Origin of the sequence: Pyxidicoccus sp. MSG2 (assembly GCF_026626705.1) — a bacterium.
Taxonomy (GTDB): Bacteria; Myxococcota; Myxococcia; order Myxococcales; family Myxococcaceae; genus Myxococcus.
The window spans coordinates 5,730,457-5,746,813 of the sequence record NZ_JAPNKC010000001.1 but is presented as its reverse complement, the minus strand read 5'-3'; the positions used below and the strand labels follow the sequence as shown (position 1 = coordinate 5,746,813).

Genomic DNA, 16,357 nt, shown 5'->3' with positions numbered 1-16,357 from the left:
TCTCTTTCCATGAGATGGACCCACCCGGTTGACGAGTGGCTCATGAAGAGGGCCTGAACTGCATGTCACCCCTACCCACTACGGTCGGAGCTCTTCATGGGCTCTGTCTTCGACCTCGTTCTCCGCCGGCTGGTGCAGGGCCACCCGGAACAACTGCTGCTCCTGCTGTTCGGCCCCAATGCTCCTACGTTCGTGCGAACTGCGGACTCCAGCCTTCCCCAATCCGAACGCCGTGCCGATGCCATCCTCGTAGTGGAGGCGCGGGGAGAGCGATTCGCAGTGGAAGTGGAGCTCCAGGCCCAGGCCGATCCTGACTTCGCGCGGCGGCTGTTGGACTACACAGTCCGCGTCCACCTGCGAGAAGGCATGCCGGTATTGCCTGTGGCCGTCTTTCTGGTACCCGAGGCCGAAGGCACGGTGCCTCCTTACACATTCGCCTGCGCCGGCCGGCAGGTACTTTCCTTTGATTTCCAGGTAGTGCGTCTGTGAGAAGTGGACTTCAGCCAGCCCGCCCTGCAGGCAGCCGCAGCCCTCCTGCCCCTCTCGGTCATGGAAGACAGGGCCGGACCCGAGCGCATTGCCTGGGCCGAGGCCCGCCTCCGCCAGGAGCCGAACCTTTCGTCGGCGGAGCGACTAGACTTACTCGTGGTCCTGGGAACCCTGGCCTCCCGCCGCTTCGGCAGCCAGAAGCTCAGCCAGTTTTTGAGGAGCATCATGCTGGACTCACCTTTCTGGGAAGAGCAACGAGCGCTGGAGCGCGTCCGCGAGCGGATCCGCATCTGTACCCGGACGCTGATGTCCTTCGCCAAGGCAAGGGGACTTGCGCTCCCGCCCGATGCAGAGCAGCGCCTCGCGCAGTTGGATGCCGACGCCCTGGAAGCGCTCATCGAGCAGGCCGTCACCGTGCCCGACAAAGCCGCTGCGGCGCTCCTCGAAGCCACCCGGCCCAACGGGCACTGAGCCGCTACTCCTTCACCGCCCCCGCGGTAAGCCCGGACACAATCCGCCGCTGGAACAACACCGTGAGCACCACCAGGGGCAGCGTGGCCACCACGGAGGCGGCGGCAATCTCGCCCCACGGCTCACGGTACTCACTGGCGAACAGGCTGATGGCCACCGGCACCGTGCGCTTCTCCGGCGTGGACAGGAACGTCAGCGCGTAGAGGAACTCGTTCCACGCGAAGATGAAGACGAGAATCGCCGTCGTCGCCAGTCCCGGCGCCGCCAGTGGCAGCAGCACCCTCCGGAATGCCTGGAACGGCGTGCACCCGTCCACCCGCGCCGCGCGATACAGCTCGTCTGGCAATTGCCGGAAGAACGACGTCAACACCCACAGCGTCAATGGCAATGCAAACGTCGCATACGGCAATGCCAGTCCAATCAGACTGTCCCGCAACCCCGCCGCGCGGAGAATCAGGTACAGCGGGCTCACCGTCGCAATCGGCGGGAACATGCTCACCGCCAGCGCCGCGCTCAGCAGCAGCCCCCTCCCCCGGAACTCCAGTTTCGCCAGCGCGAAGGCCGCCGCGGCCCCCATCGTCAGGCAGAACCCCGTCGTCAGCGCCGCCACCAGCAACGAGTTCGCCACCACCCTCAAGAACGGCCGCCCCCACAGCACGCTCACGTAACTGTCCACCGTCAGGTGCGAGGGCCACGGCCGCGTCAACTCACCGTCCGGCCACAGGCTCGTCAGCACCTGCCAGAAGAACGGCCCCAGGAAGAACGTGAGGAACGCCACCACCGCCAGCGCCGTGCCCAGCCCCGGCCGCTTCATCGCGCTCCCTCCTCGCGGCCCAACAGCCGCAGCCACACCGCCGCCAGCACCACCACACACAGGAACGTCGCCACCGACAGCGCGCTCCCGTACCCGAAGTCTCCCGAGCGCATCAGCGTCTTGTACGCGTAGATGCTCAGCGTCTCCGTCGTGTTCGCCGGCCCGCCCTCCGTGAGCACATAAATCGCGTCGAACACCCGGAACGCATCCAGCGAGCGGAACAGCAGCGCCAAGAGCAGCGCCGGCTTCAAGAGCGGCAGCGTAATCGACCGGAACATCCGCCAGTTCGACGCGCCGTCCACCCGGGCCGCCTTGTAGAGGTCCTCGCCAATCCCTTGCAGCCCCGCGAGCACCAGCAGTGCCACGAAGGGCGTCGTCTTCCACACGTCCACCAGGATGGCCGCGTGCAGCGCGTACCCCGGCGCTCCCAGCCAGTTGATGTCACTCCCCGGCAGCATGCGGTTGATGACGCCGTACTCGGGGTTGAACATCCACGCCCAGAGCCTCGCGCTCACCACGGTGGGAATGGCCCACGGAACCAGCACCGACGCCCGCAGCAGTCCCCGCCCCGGGAAGGCCCGGTTGAGCAGCAGCGCCAGCGGCACCGCCAGCAGCAACTCCACCGTCACCGCCACCAGCGTGAAGTACGCCGTGTTCCCCAGCGCCGACCAGAAGCGCGCGTCACTCAGCAGGAAGGCGTAGTTGTCCAACCCGGTGAAGCGCCGCTCGCCGAACACGAGGATGAAGCGGTGCAGGCTCAGCCACACCGCCGCCAGGATGGGGTACAGCGCCACGCCCGCCAGCACCACCACCGCCGGAGCCACCAGCAGGTACGCCTGCCGCCGCTCCCGCGCCAGCGAGCCGCCGCCGCTCACGCGTCACCTCCGAGTGGACCGAAGGCAGAGCATGTCCGCCTCGGCGGTGCATCCAGGACGCTGGGGCGGCCTGCACGGAATGAACTGACGAGGCGGCCCACCCGGCGCCCGGCAGCGGCGGAAGGAACGTTCATTCCGCGAGTCCTCCACCGAAAGGGAGGGCGGCTCGGGCCCATCCGCCCCCGACTCGCGCCCCTCACTCCCCCACCCCCGTCAGATGGTCCACCTGCTTCTGCGCGCGCTTCAGTGCCTCTTCCGGCGTCCGCAACCCCGCCACCGCCGCGGAGAACTCGCTCTGCAGCACGTCTGCAATCAGGTTGTAGTACGGCGTCACCGGCCTCGGCCGCGAGCGCTCCACCATCTCCTTCAAGTTGGCGATGAACGGGTCCGCCGCGCGCAGGCGCGGGTCCTCATACACAGACGGCCTCGGCGGGTTGCGCGCGTAGTTCAGCGCCAGCACCAGGTTCGCCTCCGGCGACGTCAGGTGCGCAATCAGCTTCGCCGCCAGCCTCCTGCGCTCCGGCGACACGTGCGCATTCACCGCGAGCTGCCACCCTCCCAGCGTCCCCCACCCCGGCTCGCCGCTCACCGTCGGCAATGGCGCGATGCCCACCTTCCCGCGAATGGGCGAGTCCGGCTTCTGCGCCTCGCTCCACGCATACGGCCAGTTGCGCATGAACACCGCGCGCCCCTCCTGGAACACGCGCCGCGCCTCCTCCTCGGAGAACCCCGTCACCGTCTCCGGCGACACCCCGCTCTCCACCAGCCCGCGCAGGTACTCGAGCGCCTCGCGCGCGGGCCCCGAGTCCAGCAGCACGCGCCCGCCCTCCCCCAGCGCCTCGCCCCCGTGCCCCCAGAGCGCCTCGTACACGTTGCAGCTCAGGCCCTCGTACTGCCGCCCCTGCCACACGTAGCCCTGCACTCCGGGCGCCTTCGCCATCGCCTCGCGCGCAAACCGTTGCAGCTCCTCGTACGTGCGCGGCGCTCGCGGCACCAGGTCCTTGCGGTAATAGAGGACGCCCACGTCCAGGTACCAGGGCACCGCGTACGTGCGCCCCTCCACCACCACCGCCTCCACCGGGCCGGGGAAGAAGTCCGCGCGCAGGCGCTCGGGCGGGAAGTACTCGGACAGGTCTGCAATCCACCCAGCACGGGCAAACTCGGGAACCCAGACAACGTCTGCCACCAGCACGTCGAAGTCCTCCGCTCCGCCTTCCAGTGAAGTCAGGAAGAACTGGTGCGCCAGGTCCGAGGAATTGGGCAGCGCCTCGGTGACGAGCTCCACTCCCGGGTTCTCCCGCTCGAAGCGCGCCAGCAATTCACGGAACGGCTCCGGCGCGCCCCACAGCGGCTGGTACTTGAAGACGAGCCGCGTGCGGCCCGCCGGCGCGCCCGCCCCCTCTGACGCACGCCGACACGCCCCCACCGCCACGGCCAGCACGGCGAGGCCCAGCGCGAGCACGGTGGCATTGCGTCGTCCCATACGCGCGGCATGAGTCCAGCCGCACCTTCACCCGTCAATGCACCCGCGCGCCTCAGGGTCCTCGCCCCAACATCGGTCTGCCCGGGAATGCAGAGGGGGGCTCGTGCGCTTGGGAAAGCCAGACGCTATTGTGTTGTTCGAACAACGGGAGGGGGCCCCATGAAGCAGCAGGAAGAGTTGAAGTTCGGCGAGCACCATTCGCACTTCGAACCGCCCGACACGCTGGTGGTCGCCTTCACGGGCCTCATCAACATGGACGAGGTGAAGCGCACGTCCCAGCTCTACAAGGAGACCTTCGAGCGCCACGGCCAGTACTACTGCATCGCCGACATCGGCCGCTCCCAGATTGACACCGCCGGCCGCAGGTACCTCTCCGACAATGGCCGCTCCGAGTGGTTCCACGCCGTCGTCTACGTGGGCGCCGACGTCGTGCAGCGCACCTTCGGCAAGGCCATCGCCCTCGCCATGCTCTACACCGGCAAGACGAGCTTCGAGACCGTCTTCGTCGCCACCGTCGACGACGCCCGCGCCTGGGTGACCCAGCACCGCGCCGGCCGCCAGCGCAAGGCCGGGTGACCTTCCGCCTCCCGGAATCCGAAGGCCATACTCCCGGGAAAGTCTGGAATGTCGCGTAGGACAATTCCTGGCGTTATGCTGGCGTGGATTCCGAAGGGAGTGCCATGCAGCAACAGGAGTGGAAGATCGGCGCACACAAGGTGCGCTACGAGCCGCCGGACGTCGTGGTGGCGACCTTCTCCGGGAACATCAGCCTGGAGGAAATCCAGCGGGCCGTGGCTGTGTACGGCGAAGTCGCGAAGAACGGCCCGTACTACATGATCGCCGAAATCGGCCAGTCCCAGCTGGGGGCGGAGCCGCGGCGGTACCTCTCGGAGAATGGCAAGGCCGACTGGTTCAAGGGCTCCATCTACGTCGGAGCGGACGTGGTGCAGCAGACCTTCGGCAAGGTGATTGCCCTGGGCATGCTCTTCACCGGCAAGACGCGCTTCGAGACCGTCTTCGTGAAGACGCTCCCCGAGGCTCGCACCTGGGTCGAGCAGCACCGCCTCAAGCAGCTCAAGAAGAGCGGCTGAGCCTCGCGCGCTGACCTCCCGCCGGGCCCATTCCGGGGCCCGGCGACTCGCGCGCCCGAAGCCTGCCTCCCCTTCCGCGACGCGGCGCCCGCCGCCTGGCCCACCCGTCCAGGCGAGTCGATTCGGCCTGCCCGGAGGTCGCACCCGGCGGCCACCTTCCCGTCACTCGCGGTGGAAAACCCTTCCAGAACGGGCATTTATCTGCCTGTAGCGGAATGTCACGGTGTCACCATAAACCCGTGTCACTAGAAAAATTCGCTCTAACTGGTAAAGATTCTGGGATTTGTTGTATAGGCTGACGTCCAGGGCGAGCCCCACCCTGCTCGGTTGTTCCTTTCAGGCTCGCCCACATCCCAGTCGTTCCCGCGTGAAGGGGCCCAATCCCCCTCCATTGCCAGCCAACCCGTAACCAGGGGAGCGAGCCGGGGGGGCGCGCTCGACCTGATGAGTCATGCCATGCCCGTGACAGTCCAGAAGCAGGAAGAGACCGGAGTCCCCGCCCACGCCACAGCAGCGGTGCGCTCCCCCCACCTGGGCGCCCAGTACAACCCGTTCGCGGGCCCCCACGTGGAGAACCCCCACCCCTTCTTCGAAAAGCTGCGCAAGGAAGAGCCCGTCACCTTCAGCCCCATGCTGAACATGTGGCTGGTCAGCCGCTTCGAGGACATCACCGCCATCCTGAAGGACCCGGCGCGCTTCTCGAACAAGGACATGCTGGGCAGCGGCACCCACCTGACGGAGGAGGCGAAGGCCATCCTCGCCAAGGGCCATGACACGCGGCACGTGCTCCTGGGCATGGACCCGCCGGACCACACCCGCCTGCGCCGGCTGATGAACCGCGGCTTCACCGCCCAGCGCATCAACGGCATGGCGCCCTTCATCCAGAAGATGGCCAACGAGCTCGTCGACAAGTTCGCCGGCGACAGCCGCGCGGACCTCGTGGAGCAGCTCGCCTACCCCCTGCCGGCCTACGTCATCCTCGGCATCATGGGCGTGCCGGCCGAGGACGTCTGGAAGATCAAGCGCTGGAGCGCGGACTGGCAGCAGCTCACCTTCGAGCACATCGCCCCCGAGAAGCAGGTGGAGATGGCGAACGGTGTCATCGAGTTCCAGCAGTACTGCGTCCGGCTGATTGAGGAGCGCCGCAAGGCTCCGCGCGAGGACCTCACCAGCTACCTGGTGGCCGTGGAGGACGACGGCGAGGCGCTCACCATCGACGAGCTCGTCATGGCCATTGGCGCGTCCATGCTGTCCGCCGGCCACGAGTCCACCACCGCGCTGATGGCCAATACCTGGAAGCTGGCCCTGGAGCACGGCCTGTGGGAGCAGCTCCGCGCCAACCGCGAGCTGGTGCCGAAGTTCTGCGAGGAGGCCAGCCGCTTCGACTCCGTCCAGCACTCCATGCTCCGCACCGCGCGCGAGGACGTCATGGTGGGCGGGGTGAAGATTCCGGCGGGCTCGCGCCTGATGCTGCTCTACGCCGCCGGCAGCCGGGACGAATCACTCTGCCCCTACGCCAACAAGCTGGACATCAACCGCGAGAAGGTGCCCCAGCACCTCACCTACGGCCGCGGCACCCACTTCTGCCTGGGCGCCCCGCTGGCCCGTCTCCAGTTCCAAATCACCACCAACGTCCTGCTGGACCGCCTGCCGGAGCTGAAGCTCGTCCCCCACCAGGACTACGGCACGTGGCAGAGCATCGTCCTGCGCCAGATGAAGCACCTGAAGGTGGAATGGACACATCAGGTGTAGCCACACCCCGGTAGAGCAATGTACGAGGGCCTGGCGACCGGAGACGGTCTCCAGGCCCTTCGCATGTCTGGAGTCCTGCTCCCGGACCCGACGACGCCTACAACCCCTGGTCGATTCGCACCGCACTCGGAGTGAATCACCGAGTCAAGGAAAACCCCCATTGGGTACTTCCTGACCTTAAAGGGTAGTTTCACTCTGGCGGGCTTCCGGTGTTGAAAGAATATTCTTGCCAGACCACCCTCTTTCGGGAGAAAGAGTCTAGGTACACCCTGCTTCCCAGTGAAGCAGAAGGAGCCCCCCAACTATGTACGCCGAAGTAGTGGACGAGGCGGATGTCCAGTTCGCCCGCCGGGTTGACCGCAAGGCGCTGGCATCGGTGACGCGTGAGATGTCGCAGGTGAGCAACGTGCGGGCGCTGTGGGCGCTGGCGAGCCAGTGGCTGGTCATCGCCGCGTGCTTTACCGCCGTCGTCCTGGTGGACCGCTGGTGGGCGTGGCCCATCGCCGCGCTCATCATCGCCTCGCGGCAGCACGCGATGCTGGCGCTGATGCACGAGGCGGCGCACTACCACTTCCTGTCCAACCGGGCGGTGGGCGACGTGGTGAGCGACTTCCTCTGCGCCTTCCCGCTGAACATGACGACGGCGGGCTACCGCCACGAGCACATGCTGCACCACCGCTATGTGAATACGCCGCAGGACCCGTACTGGGCGGGGCAGATGGTGGACTCCTCCTGGCACTTCCCGCGCACGCCGCTGCGCGCGGCGGCCGTCTTCATGGCGGATGCGCTGGGCCTGTACGCCCCCAACCACCTGAAGGTGGTGCTGCCCTGGACGTACTGGGGCCGCCTGGTGGGCAAGGCGAACCCGAAGATTTCCGCCTTCGAGCACGTGCGATACTGGCTGTACGTGGCCGCGCTCGTCACCGTGCTGGTGACGACGGGCGCGTGGCTGCACTGGCTGTTCCTGTGGGTGCTGCCCACGACGACGGTGATGATGGCCTTCTTCCGGATGCGCGCGCTGGGCGAGCACCCCATCGACCCGAACCCGAAGGGCGACGAGACGCGCGAGACGCGCGACGTGGAGGGCACCGCGCTGGAGAACTTCTTCGTGGCGCCGCTCAACGTGAACTACCACCTCACGCACCACGCCTTCCCGTCCGTGCCCTTCTACAACCTCCCTGTCATGCACAAGGAGTTGGAGAAGGCCGGCATGCTGGAGGACGGAGTGAACATGTTCGACTCGTACCTCGGGTCGACGAACAGCATCCGCCAGTACATCACCCGCGAGCTGGAACCCTCCGCCGAGCTGGCGGTGGCCGCGGCCTCGCAGCAGGAGCTGGGGCAGCCGCTGCACTCGTGATGGCCGCGCGTGCGCCCGCCCACCGGGACGCGTGAGCCGAAGGCCGACACCAAGGTCACCGCAATGGGGCTGGGGGGCTCCACGGTGACTGGAAGGTCGGCTTCTCGGCTCACCTCACGGGAAGCGGCGCAGCGAGGACCACGGGAACGGCTTCCAGAAGGGCGTGGCGACCGCGTCGCCGTCCAGCGGGAACCAGGGCGCGTCGTCGCCGCCCGGGGAGAGGACGTGGAAGTCCTGCGCGGGCATGAAGCCCTGCCCCAGCAGCGCCACCCGACGGCCCTCGGGGTTGGCCGCCACGTCCAGCACCACCACCGCGTGCCCCGGGCTGCCGCCCAGCACGAAGAAGTCCCCGGGCCGCACGTCGTCTCGCGAGGGGCGCTTCTTCAGGGGCTCCAGCGACATCGTGCCCGCGTAGGTGAAGACCAGGTCCAGGTACGCGCGGAACGCGGCGCGGGAGGAATCCGCCTTCGCGCTGCGCACCCACGCCACCTTCGAGCCCGTGACTTTCGCCCGGTCTCCCGCCGCGTAGCGGGGCCAGGCGGCGGCGTCTCCGCTGGTGAAGCGGTAGGCGATGCGCTCGCGCTGGTTGCTGGACCAGAGCCACTCGGCGTGGAGGCGGATGACGGAGTCGGCGCACTGCTGGAGGTTCGCCGTGCCCACGTCCATTTCCGCCACCGCCGCCAGTCGCGCGTCGTCGCCAGCCAGCACCTCGCCGCCCCGGAAGTGGCGCACGGGGGTGCCGGCGGGACGCAGGGGCAGCCCTCGCAGCCACGCGCCGAACGAGCCGGCCTCCACCGCGACGCGCGTGTAGCCCTTCGGGGGTGCGAAGGCGGATTCCAGCAGACGGACCTTCGCGTCCGCGGACAGCCACGCGTAGCGCGCCAGCTCTTCACGGGTGGGGGCCCGGGGCTCGGAGGTGGAAGCGGTGGTGGCCTCGTCGGAGGACTCCTGCCCCCGGAGCTCGAGCACCTGGCGCCGCAGGCCGAGGACGGAGTCCCGGGCCGTTTCGCGCTCGGCGGCCGAGGGGCGGCTGAGTCCAGACGCGCTGGAGTCCGGAGACGGGCCCATGGCCTTCGCCGCGCCGGGAGCCAGGAGCGCCAGTACCAGCAACCCCGGCACGGTGAGCCTCCGGGCCGGAGCGGCGGCGCGAGATGAATGGTGATTCACCTCCTGCGCCCGCTGCGAGGGAGACAGGGCTGCGCGGGAGGGGACACGGTGGGGCTCATGCACGGCGCGGAAGGCTCCGGAGGGAATGGGGTGCTCGGGAGATGACGCTCCCTTGCTTGGAACATTCTCACCGACCCGGAGTTCCCTCGCGGCCTTTCCGACCCGCGTTTCCTGGAATCCCCCGCGAGGCCCTGCACCCGCGTCCCACGGCGGCGTCGCCCCGTGGACTCCCGGCCCCTGGCTGCTCCGCCCCTTCGTTCCCTGGCGTGTTGCCTGCCTGAGGTGGGGTCCGCCGCTGAACGGTCATCCGCCGGTCCCCGTGCACCGCGGGGGTTGAGGACTCACTTTCAATGCATATGCAACGCCGGGCGAACCTCGTGCTGCTCAACACCCTGTCGCTGTCGAGGCTGCCGATGGCGGTGGCGTTCATCGCCATTCCCGACACGGTGGTGCGCGCGGTGCTGGTGATGCTGGCGGCGTTCACCGACTTCCTCGACGGGTGGATTGCCCGTCACCGGGGACTGGCCACGCGCATCGGCGCGCTCATCGACCCGGTGGCCGACCGGGGCTTCATGGTGACGGCCATCCTCGTCTGCTACCTCGACGGGCTCATCGCCCTGCCCGAGGTGTTGCTACTGGTGGTGCGCGACATCGGCACCGCCATCGGCTTCATCGTCGCCCGCGTGGTGCCGGGCTTGCGGTCGGTGGAATTGAAGGCCCGGCTGCTCGGCAAGGTCGTCACCTCGCTGCAGTTGGTGGCCCTGCTGTGCGTGCTGCTCTTCCCACCGGCGGTGTCGCCGCTCGTCGCGCTCATTGGCGTGCTGTCGCTCGCCTCGGTGGTGGACTACTCGCGCGCGGTGCTGCATGCGCGGGTGCGCGGCCGGGAGTCCTCGCAGGCCCACGTGCACCACGGCCCCACAGAGGGGCCCACGTCTTCCATGCCCACGGCGCGCAAGTAGCACGCGACCAGGCCTCAGCCCTGGGGCGGAGGCGCGGGGTCGGCGCCGTGGGACTCCGGGAGCCCCAGCGCGCGCGCCCGCTCGGAGGCGATGGCGGAGCGCTCGCCGTCGGTCATCTCCGACCAGACCTCGTCCATGGCATCCAGCAGGGCGTCTTCCTCGGGGGAGTCGCCCTCCGGATGTCCCGCACGCACGTGCAGGAGCTTGCGCAGGAGCGCGCGGTATCGGTCATAGGCCGTCATGATGGAAAAACCTCCGCCCCAGGGACGAGCCCGAGGCATGTGACTGACGGAGCGTGGCTCGCCTCCTCTCTCATTCCCCCGCCGGCAGCACGGCAATCTCCAGCGTCTGGTCCTGGCCCACCATGTCCACCACCGCCCGCACCTGCTCGCCCTTCTCGAGCTGGCGCGCGCCGATGCTCTGCCCGTTGCGGCGCACCTGCGTCTTCTCGTCCACGCTCAGCGGCAGCGACTCGCCGTAGTCCGTGTCGATGACCACCTGCTTCGCGGAAGCCGAGCGCACCGTGCCCAGGTAGACGGCGTTCACCACCGCCGTGCCCCGCGGTGCGCGGACACCCGAGCCCGCGGCCGGGACGTCACTCATCACGGGAGCCCGGGTGCCCGCGCCTTCCGGAATGGCCGAGGTGCCCGCGCTCCCCGAACCTCCGACACCCTGCGCGTCCACCTGGGCACGCAGGCGGGCCACCTCCTGCCGCAGGCGGAGCACCTCCGCGCGCAACTCCGCCTCCGTGCTCGGGAGGTCCGCGTCCTCACCGGCGGGCTGCGCCTGTCCGCCCGCCTGCTGCCGCGGAGCCGTTTCCCCGGACTGCGCCTCCGCCGTGCACCCACCGCACATCAGCAGCGACAGCCCCGCGATGCCCAACACCGTCCAGGTGACCTTGCGCAACATGGCTCTCGGCCTCCCTTTCCAATTCAAAGTTGGGGACTGCCGGGTCATGGACAACCACCCGTTCGGCCGGGCAGCGCCTGGACTGCGAGCCACCCACCGAGCCCCCTCCCGCCCCCAGGCGGGCCGCCCCGCGCATCCCCCGGGGCATTCCGGCGATAGTGCGGCCTCCTCTCCCGCCCTGGAGCCCATGGCAACCAAGCGCCCACCGCCCCCGCCCACCGCGGCGCCGTCCCTCGCGGCCGCCGAGCCTCCTCGCACCGCGCTGCGCATCCACGCCCCCGGAGCGCAGCCCGCCGCCGAATTGAACGTGCTGCGCGACCTCAACGCGCTCCGCGCCCCCGTGCCGGACCGGGTGGCTCCCACCGGCGTCCCTCCCGGGACACCGCTCTCGCAGAACCGCTTCATCACCCAGGGCTACATCGGCATCGCGCAGACGTTCCAGGCGCTGCTGGACCCGGACTTCCGGCCGGGCGGCACCAGCCGCGTGCGTCCGTCCTGGTTCGCCTTCACGCCCCACGCCTCGCAGGAGGCCGGCAAGGGCATGCTCGGCGCGGCCATCGCCCGGCGCATCATCGACATCGCCCAGGGAGAGGTGCTGCCTGGCGCCGCACAAGCCTATGACCGCGTGGGCCTCACCGGCCCCATGCGCGTGGGCGCGGAGAAAATCTCCACCGCGCTCGGGTGGCATGGCCTGCCGAAGGACGCGGCCGCGGCGCTCGGCGCGCTCGCCGGCGCCATGAACCTGGAGCCGCTCTCCGACCCGCGCACGCTCTGGTCCACCGCGCACCGCATCGCGCGCCTGTTCTTCCAGGCCCCCGGCATGCTGCCGCTCGACAAAGCCGAGGCCATGGCCCGCACGATGGAGCGCATGCTCAACGAGGGCAACGTCGCCATCTTCACCGACATTGGCGGCTCGGCGCAGACGTACCTCGCATGGCGTCAGGGCGCGGGCGCCGTCACGCCGGACCGTGTGCTGCGCGACTTCACCCTGCGCGGCGCCACGCCCCAGCAGGCGAAGCGCGCCTACGACGTCCTCATCACCCGCACCCGCGAGCAGCCAGCCCCGTCGGACTTCGCGCGCCTGCTTCCGGACGTGTCGGGCAACAGCCTGGTGGTGGCGGGCTTCGCCCTCATCGAGACGGCGCGCCAGGCCCCGGGAGGTGCCGCGCGCGAGGCGCTCATCGCCATCGCCAACAACTGCCTGGCGTGGCGCGAGCAGCACGATGCGGTGCAGCCAGCCTTCACCCCGCCCTCGCGCCCGCCGGACGAGGTGTCCCGCCCGGAATTGATGCAGGCGCTCACCCCGCTGCTGTGCCTGGGGCTGGGCCCGGTGATGTGGAACTTCTCCGACTACGCCGCCACCCAGCGAGACCGCGACTACAACCCGCTCACCTCCAAGCCCACCGAGTACAACTGGGCGAGCTTCGCGGACCGGTGGCCCGCCATCCTCACCGCCTTCGCGCTCGGCTACCGCAACCCCACCGCGCTGTGGGCGCTGCCACCGCCGCTCGTTCCCGCCGGCAGCCCGCTGCTGAACCTGACCTGAGGCGCGGGAGCGGTCAGTCCACCTTCAGCATCAGCGTGTCGCTGTTCACGGTTTGAATCAGGGAGTCCGAGACGGTGAGCGTCACCGTGTATGTGCCCGGCTGGGTAGGCGTGCCGGTGAGGACTCCTCCCTCCGCGCCGTTGACGACGGAGATGCCGGGAGGCACGGCGCCCTTCCACGACCACGAGAAGGGCGGCGTCCCGCCGTAGAGCGCAGGGCGTAGCTGTACGTGCTGCCCACGCGCCCGTCCGGCACGCCCTGCGTCAACGCAATCAGGTTGAGGCCTCCCGCGCTTATCGTCCGCATCGACACAGCCAGGGTGGAGACCTGCGGGGGCGAGTCGCTGTCCGTCACCTCCACCGTGAAGCTGGCGCTCCCCACGGGTCCGCAGGTGCCCGTCACCCTGCCGTCCTCGGCGAGCTGCAACCCCGCGGGCAGGGTGCTGCCGTTGGCCAGCGTGAAGCGGTGGGGCGTCTTGCCGCCAATGGCGGACAGGCGCTCCGAGTAGGCCTTGTTCTGCACCCCATCCACGAGCATTCCCGGCCCGGCGAGGAGCAGCCTGGAATAGACGCGCAGGGGGATGCTGCCGCTCGCCTGCTGCGAAGGCGTGCTCCGGTCCGTCACGTTGATGGACAGGAAGAAGTCGCCCGCAGCCGCGGGCATGCCGGTGAGCTGGCCGTCACCGTCGAGACCGAGTCCCGCCGGGAGCGCCACCGTCGCCGTGAAGGTGTACGGCGGAGTGCCGCCCCTCGCGCGCAGCCGGCCGCTGTACGCCCGGCCCTGCTGCGCCGTCCCGAGCGCATCCGGATCGAGCGCGAGCGCGACCACCGGCCCGGCGTCCGTTTCCTCCGTGCCCGCGTCCACCCCGGCATCCGCGCCGCCGTCTTCGCCCGCATCCACTCCGGTCCCCGCGTCGTCACCCGCGTCTGCACCCGCGTCCGCACCGGCGTCGGTACCCGAGTCACCGGCATCCGCTCCGGGTGTGGGGTCCACGGGCTCGCACGTGTCCAGCTCACCGCAGTCCGGCACGCAGCGCGACTCCGAGGCGAGACACGTGAAGCCCGAGGGGCATGCGCCCTGCGCGTCACACGAGTCGTAGCGCGACAGGTCCGGCGCGAAGGTGCACGCGGCCACGCACACCAGGGCCAGCACGCCCGGAAGCACGCGCCTCATGGCAGCTCCCAGACCAGGAAGAACGCCCCGCCCGCGCCCAGCAGCGCGCCCGTCCCCAGCAACACGTTGGCCGTCGTCGCCTGCTTGCGGCCCGACCGCAGCCGGTCATCGAGGCACGCGCGGAAGGCCTCGCCCTCACCCGAGCAGCCCGCGTTCCCCTCCGACAGGCGCGACTCCGCCCGGCGCGCGGCCACACCGAAGCCCACGCCCGCCGCGAGCGCCGCGCCTCCCGCCGCCAGCAGCACCTTGGGCCACACGCGCGTCGGACGCTCCACGCTCGCCGACGTCTGGGCCACGCCGTCCAGCGAGGGACGCCCCGCCCACAGCAACTGGAACGCCTGACGGGCCCGCGCCTCGGCCTCGCCGGGCTCCGCCTTCGCCGCGGGCAACTGGAACAACTCCCGCGCCTCCCAGTCCTTCGAGTCCTCCAACGTCAGCACCACGCTGCGCGAGCCACCCACGCCCAGCGCCACGCCGCGCACCAGCCACGCCGCGCCCGGTGCCACGCTCCGCGCGCCCAGGCACGCCGCGCCCTCGCAGGCCGTCGCCCCGGGGCCCAGCGTGCGCAGCCGGGCCACCGTGTCGGCGCGCGCCTCCAGGCACACCCCGGGCGTGGAGCCCACCGCGCGGCGCACGGCCTCCTCCAGCCCGCGCGTCTCCTCGCGCGCCAGCGCCACCCTGTCGAAGGGGATGAGCACCACCTTCTGCCCCTCGCACTCCGCCGCCGACTGCGCGAGCGACAGCGAGAGCATCAGCGCCACGGACAGGGCACTCATGGCGACAGGTCCGGTCCTTCCTCGGGCGCCACCGGCGGCAGCTCGAGGTTGGCCACGTAGCCCCGGTAGAAGCGCGAGCCGAAGGGCACCGAGAAGAGCCTGTCGCGCAGCGCGTCCTGCACCGCCCCGCGCGCGGCGAGCGCCGTCTCGTGCCACCCCAGCCCGCCCGCATCCACCACCGCGCCCGGCTTCGAGAAGGTGAACGCCGCTTCACGTCCGTTCGTGCGCAGGAAGTAGCCGCGCCCCGGCGGCAGCGCCAGCACCACCGAGCGCTCGCGCTCCTTGTTGAACTCCGCCACGCGCAGGCCCCGGGCGTCCTCCACCCACAGCCGCCCCTCCATGCCCGGGGGCACCAGCAGGTAGCTCAGCGCCGCCTGCGTGCTCAAATCCGACAGCGCCACCGAGCGGTCCAGCGCGGGAGGCCGGACGAACGCCGCGAGCTTGCCGCGCACGTCCTCCGCGCCCTGGCTCGCGGCCGCGACGAAGGCGTGCAACTCCGAGTACTCCACGCGCCCGTCCGCGTTGACGTCCGCCGCGCCGGTGAGCGCCGAGCGCACCAGGTGGCTGAACACCCCCGAGCGGATGGCGCTCCACTCGTGGCTCTCCTGCTCCGTCGACGTGGACAGCACCACGCCCACCTGCGGGTAGCGGTCCAGCTCGCGCGTCGCCAGGAGGCCCTTCACCGCCTCCGTGTGCGCGGGCCCCACCGGCAGCGCGCCGCGCGAGTGCACGAAGTAGTACGAGTCACACGCGTCCACGATGAGGTGGATGAACGACGCCTGGCTGGGCGCGAGCACGCCCTGGAAGAGGTCCGTGCGAGTGAAGGGGCCGTCCAGCAGGCTCACCGTCCCCTCGCCCGCGGCGCCTCGCTTCCCGTGGCCGGTGAAGACGAAGTACAGAATCGGACGCTCGCCCCGGGCCCTGTCCGCCGCCATGCGCGCGTTGAGCCGCGCGAGGGACTCCTTCAGGGCCGCGCGGGTGGGCGGACGCGTCAGGGCCGCCAGCCCCGGGTGGAGCACCTGCGTCTCGTCGTCCAGGACGCTCAGCAGCACCGCCTCGCGCACGCGGGGTGCCAGCAATTCGTAGTACCGCGCGCCGTCGTCATCCGCGTAGCGCAGGGGGGCCTGGTTCCTGTCCAACCCGCCGTTGTGCGCGACGATGACGGCATAGGCCCCGTCGGAAGACGCGGCGCGGGCGGAGGCCGAGAAGAGCAGCGCGACCCACAGGGCCATGAGGGGTGCGCGGAGGAGAAGTCTCATGCGGTTGGCTGGGTGGCGCGACGCATGAGGCTGCCACGAGTCCACTGGCGCAATCCACTCGGGCCCCCTCGCGTCAACACAAGATGACGGCGGCCGCACAGCGCGGTAAGCCCGTGAGGGATGGAGTGGGATGACCCGACATTGCGGCGCTTCCGGGAGGGTGTTCCGGAGGCCCTTGCAGCCGTGTACCGCGCGCATGCGGAGGGGCTCGCTCGCATGCTGAGGGCGGCTGC

General features: G+C 70.0%; 17 protein-coding genes and 1 pseudogene. 8 read left to right on the top strand and 10 right to left on the bottom strand.

All coding sequences use genetic code 11. The features are described 5' to 3' along the window. Positions 1–96 precede the first annotated feature (96 nt). Both OV427_RS22425 and OV427_RS22420 read left to right on the top strand, forming a co-directional pair. Positions 97–489: a hypothetical protein gene (locus OV427_RS22425; protein ID WP_267858185.1), complete on the top strand. Its 393-nt coding sequence runs from the start codon at positions 97–99 to the stop codon at positions 487–489. 3 nt (positions 490–492) lie between these two features. Next, positions 493–960, top strand: coding sequence for a hypothetical protein (locus tag OV427_RS22420; protein WP_267858184.1), 468 nt, complete (start codon positions 493–495; stop codon positions 958–960). Between the two features lie 4 nt (positions 961–964). Here OV427_RS22420 and OV427_RS22415 read toward each other — a convergent pair whose 3' ends face one another. The 3 genes from OV427_RS22415 to OV427_RS22405 form a co-directional block, all read right to left on the bottom strand. Further along, complete coding sequence (locus OV427_RS22415) at positions 965–1,774, bottom strand: carbohydrate ABC transporter permease (protein WP_267858183.1); 810 nt, start codon at positions 1,772–1,774, stop codon at positions 965–967. Beyond that, positions 1,771–2,649, bottom strand: coding sequence for a carbohydrate ABC transporter permease (locus tag OV427_RS22410; protein WP_267858182.1), 879 nt, complete (start codon positions 2,647–2,649; stop codon positions 1,771–1,773). The genes OV427_RS22415 and OV427_RS22410 overlap by 4 nt, the downstream gene beginning before the upstream one ends. A gap of 196 nt (positions 2,650–2,845) precedes the next feature. Next, the gene (locus OV427_RS22405; RefSeq protein WP_267858181.1) at positions 2,846–4,132 is read right to left on the bottom strand and encodes an ABC transporter substrate-binding protein; all 1,287 of its coding nucleotides are present in this window, start codon (positions 4,130–4,132) and stop codon (positions 2,846–2,848) included. A gap of 159 nt (positions 4,133–4,291) precedes the next feature. Between OV427_RS22405 and OV427_RS22400 the strand changes: the two genes are divergently transcribed. The 4 genes from OV427_RS22400 to OV427_RS22385 all read left to right on the top strand — a co-directional run bounded on the left by OV427_RS22400 (position 4,292) and on the right by OV427_RS22385 (position 8,335). Then, positions 4,292–4,708: an STAS/SEC14 domain-containing protein gene (locus OV427_RS22400; protein ID WP_267858180.1), complete on the top strand. Its 417-nt coding sequence runs from the start codon at positions 4,292–4,294 to the stop codon at positions 4,706–4,708. A gap of 104 nt (positions 4,709–4,812) precedes the next feature. Beyond that, positions 4,813–5,223: an STAS/SEC14 domain-containing protein gene (locus OV427_RS22395; protein WP_267858179.1), complete on the top strand. Its 411-nt coding sequence runs from the start codon at positions 4,813–4,815 to the stop codon at positions 5,221–5,223. Between the two features lie 456 nt (positions 5,224–5,679). After that, the gene (locus OV427_RS22390) at positions 5,680–6,975 is read left to right on the top strand and encodes a cytochrome P450 (RefSeq protein ID WP_267858178.1); all 1,296 of its coding nucleotides are present in this window, start codon (positions 5,680–5,682) and stop codon (positions 6,973–6,975) included. Between the two features lie 304 nt (positions 6,976–7,279). Continuing rightward, positions 7,280–8,335, top strand: a complete 1,056-nt coding sequence (locus OV427_RS22385) for a fatty acid desaturase family protein (RefSeq protein ID WP_267858177.1) — start codon at positions 7,280–7,282, stop codon at positions 8,333–8,335. A 114-nt stretch (positions 8,336–8,449) separates the two neighbouring features. Here OV427_RS22385 and OV427_RS22380 read toward each other — a convergent pair whose 3' ends face one another. Then, on the bottom strand, positions 8,450–9,454 hold the full coding sequence (locus OV427_RS22380) for a DUF4846 domain-containing protein (RefSeq protein ID WP_267858176.1): 1,005 nt from the start codon (positions 9,452–9,454) through the stop codon (positions 8,450–8,452). Positions 9,455–9,858: 404 nt separating this feature from the next. Here OV427_RS22380 and OV427_RS22375 point away from each other — a divergent pair, with 404 nt between their 5' ends. Further along, positions 9,859–10,461, top strand: coding sequence for a CDP-alcohol phosphatidyltransferase family protein (locus OV427_RS22375; protein ID WP_267863462.1), 603 nt, complete (start codon positions 9,859–9,861; stop codon positions 10,459–10,461). Positions 10,462–10,475: 14 nt separating this feature from the next. Here OV427_RS22375 and OV427_RS22370 read toward each other — a convergent pair whose 3' ends face one another. Beyond that, complete coding sequence (locus OV427_RS22370; RefSeq protein WP_267858175.1) at positions 10,476–10,703, bottom strand: hypothetical protein; 228 nt, start codon at positions 10,701–10,703, stop codon at positions 10,476–10,478. 70 nt (positions 10,704–10,773) lie between these two features. Further along, the gene (locus tag OV427_RS22365; protein ID WP_267858174.1) at positions 10,774–11,370 is read right to left on the bottom strand and encodes a hypothetical protein; all 597 of its coding nucleotides are present in this window, start codon (positions 11,368–11,370) and stop codon (positions 10,774–10,776) included. Between the two features lie 187 nt (positions 11,371–11,557). On the opposite strand from OV427_RS22365, the gene OV427_RS22360 reads away from it, so the two are divergent. Then, positions 11,558–12,916 (top strand): hypothetical protein, encoded by a 1,359-nt coding sequence (locus OV427_RS22360; RefSeq protein WP_267858173.1) that lies wholly within the window; start codon positions 11,558–11,560, stop codon positions 12,914–12,916. Positions 12,917–12,929: 13 nt separating this feature from the next. Here the strand turns inward: OV427_RS22360 and OV427_RS50810 are convergent, their stop codons facing one another. The 4 genes and pseudogenes from OV427_RS50810 to OV427_RS22345 form a co-directional block, all read right to left on the bottom strand. Then, positions 12,930–13,082: a putative Ig domain-containing protein gene (locus tag OV427_RS50810; protein WP_420718274.1), complete on the bottom strand. Its 153-nt coding sequence runs from the start codon at positions 13,080–13,082 to the stop codon at positions 12,930–12,932. 182 nt (positions 13,083–13,264) lie between these two features. Further along, positions 13,265–14,089: pseudogene (locus OV427_RS22355) on the bottom strand (putative Ig domain-containing protein); the annotation flags it as partial. Next, entirely contained in the window at positions 14,086–14,865 is a 780-nt protein-coding gene (locus tag OV427_RS22350) for a hypothetical protein (protein ID WP_267858171.1), read from the bottom strand. The pseudogene OV427_RS22355 and the gene OV427_RS22350, both read right to left, overlap by 4 nt. After that, complete coding sequence (locus tag OV427_RS22345) at positions 14,862–16,124, bottom strand: caspase family protein (RefSeq protein ID WP_267858170.1); 1,263 nt, start codon at positions 16,122–16,124, stop codon at positions 14,862–14,864. Before OV427_RS22345 ends, OV427_RS22350 begins: the two co-directional genes overlap by 4 nt. Positions 16,125–16,357 lie beyond the last annotated feature (233 nt).

Excerpts from the sequence above, each read along its gene's own strand:
- OV427_RS22425 (WP_267858185.1), top strand. The coding sequence starts at position 97 with ATGGGCTCTGTCTTCGACCTCGTTCTCCGCCGGCTGGTGCAGGGCCAC.
- OV427_RS22415 (WP_267858183.1), bottom strand. The coding sequence starts at position 1,774 with ATGAAGCGGCCGGGGCTGGGCACGGCGCTGGCGGTGGTGGCGTTCCTC.
- OV427_RS22405 (WP_267858181.1), bottom strand. The coding sequence starts at position 4,132 with ATGGGACGACGCAATGCCACCGTGCTCGCGCTGGGCCTCGCCGTGCTG.
- OV427_RS22400 (WP_267858180.1), top strand. The coding sequence starts at position 4,292 with ATGAAGCAGCAGGAAGAGTTGAAGTTCGGCGAGCACCATTCGCACTTC.
- OV427_RS22395 (WP_267858179.1), top strand. The coding sequence starts at position 4,813 with ATGCAGCAACAGGAGTGGAAGATCGGCGCACACAAGGTGCGCTACGAG.
- OV427_RS22390 (WP_267858178.1), top strand. The coding sequence starts at position 5,680 with ATGCCCGTGACAGTCCAGAAGCAGGAAGAGACCGGAGTCCCCGCCCAC.
- OV427_RS22385 (WP_267858177.1), top strand. The coding sequence starts at position 7,280 with ATGTACGCCGAAGTAGTGGACGAGGCGGATGTCCAGTTCGCCCGCCGG.
- OV427_RS22375 (WP_267863462.1), top strand. The coding sequence starts at position 9,859 with ATGCAACGCCGGGCGAACCTCGTGCTGCTCAACACCCTGTCGCTGTCG.
- OV427_RS22370 (WP_267858175.1), bottom strand. The coding sequence starts at position 10,703 with ATGACGGCCTATGACCGATACCGCGCGCTCCTGCGCAAGCTCCTGCAC.
- OV427_RS22365 (WP_267858174.1), bottom strand. The coding sequence starts at position 11,370 with ATGTTGCGCAAGGTCACCTGGACGGTGTTGGGCATCGCGGGGCTGTCG.
- OV427_RS22360 (WP_267858173.1), top strand. The coding sequence starts at position 11,558 with ATGGCAACCAAGCGCCCACCGCCCCCGCCCACCGCGGCGCCGTCCCTC.
- OV427_RS22350 (WP_267858171.1), bottom strand. The coding sequence starts at position 14,865 with ATGAGTGCCCTGTCCGTGGCGCTGATGCTCTCGCTGTCGCTCGCGCAG.
- OV427_RS22345 (WP_267858170.1), bottom strand. The coding sequence starts at position 16,124 with ATGAGACTTCTCCTCCGCGCACCCCTCATGGCCCTGTGGGTCGCGCTG.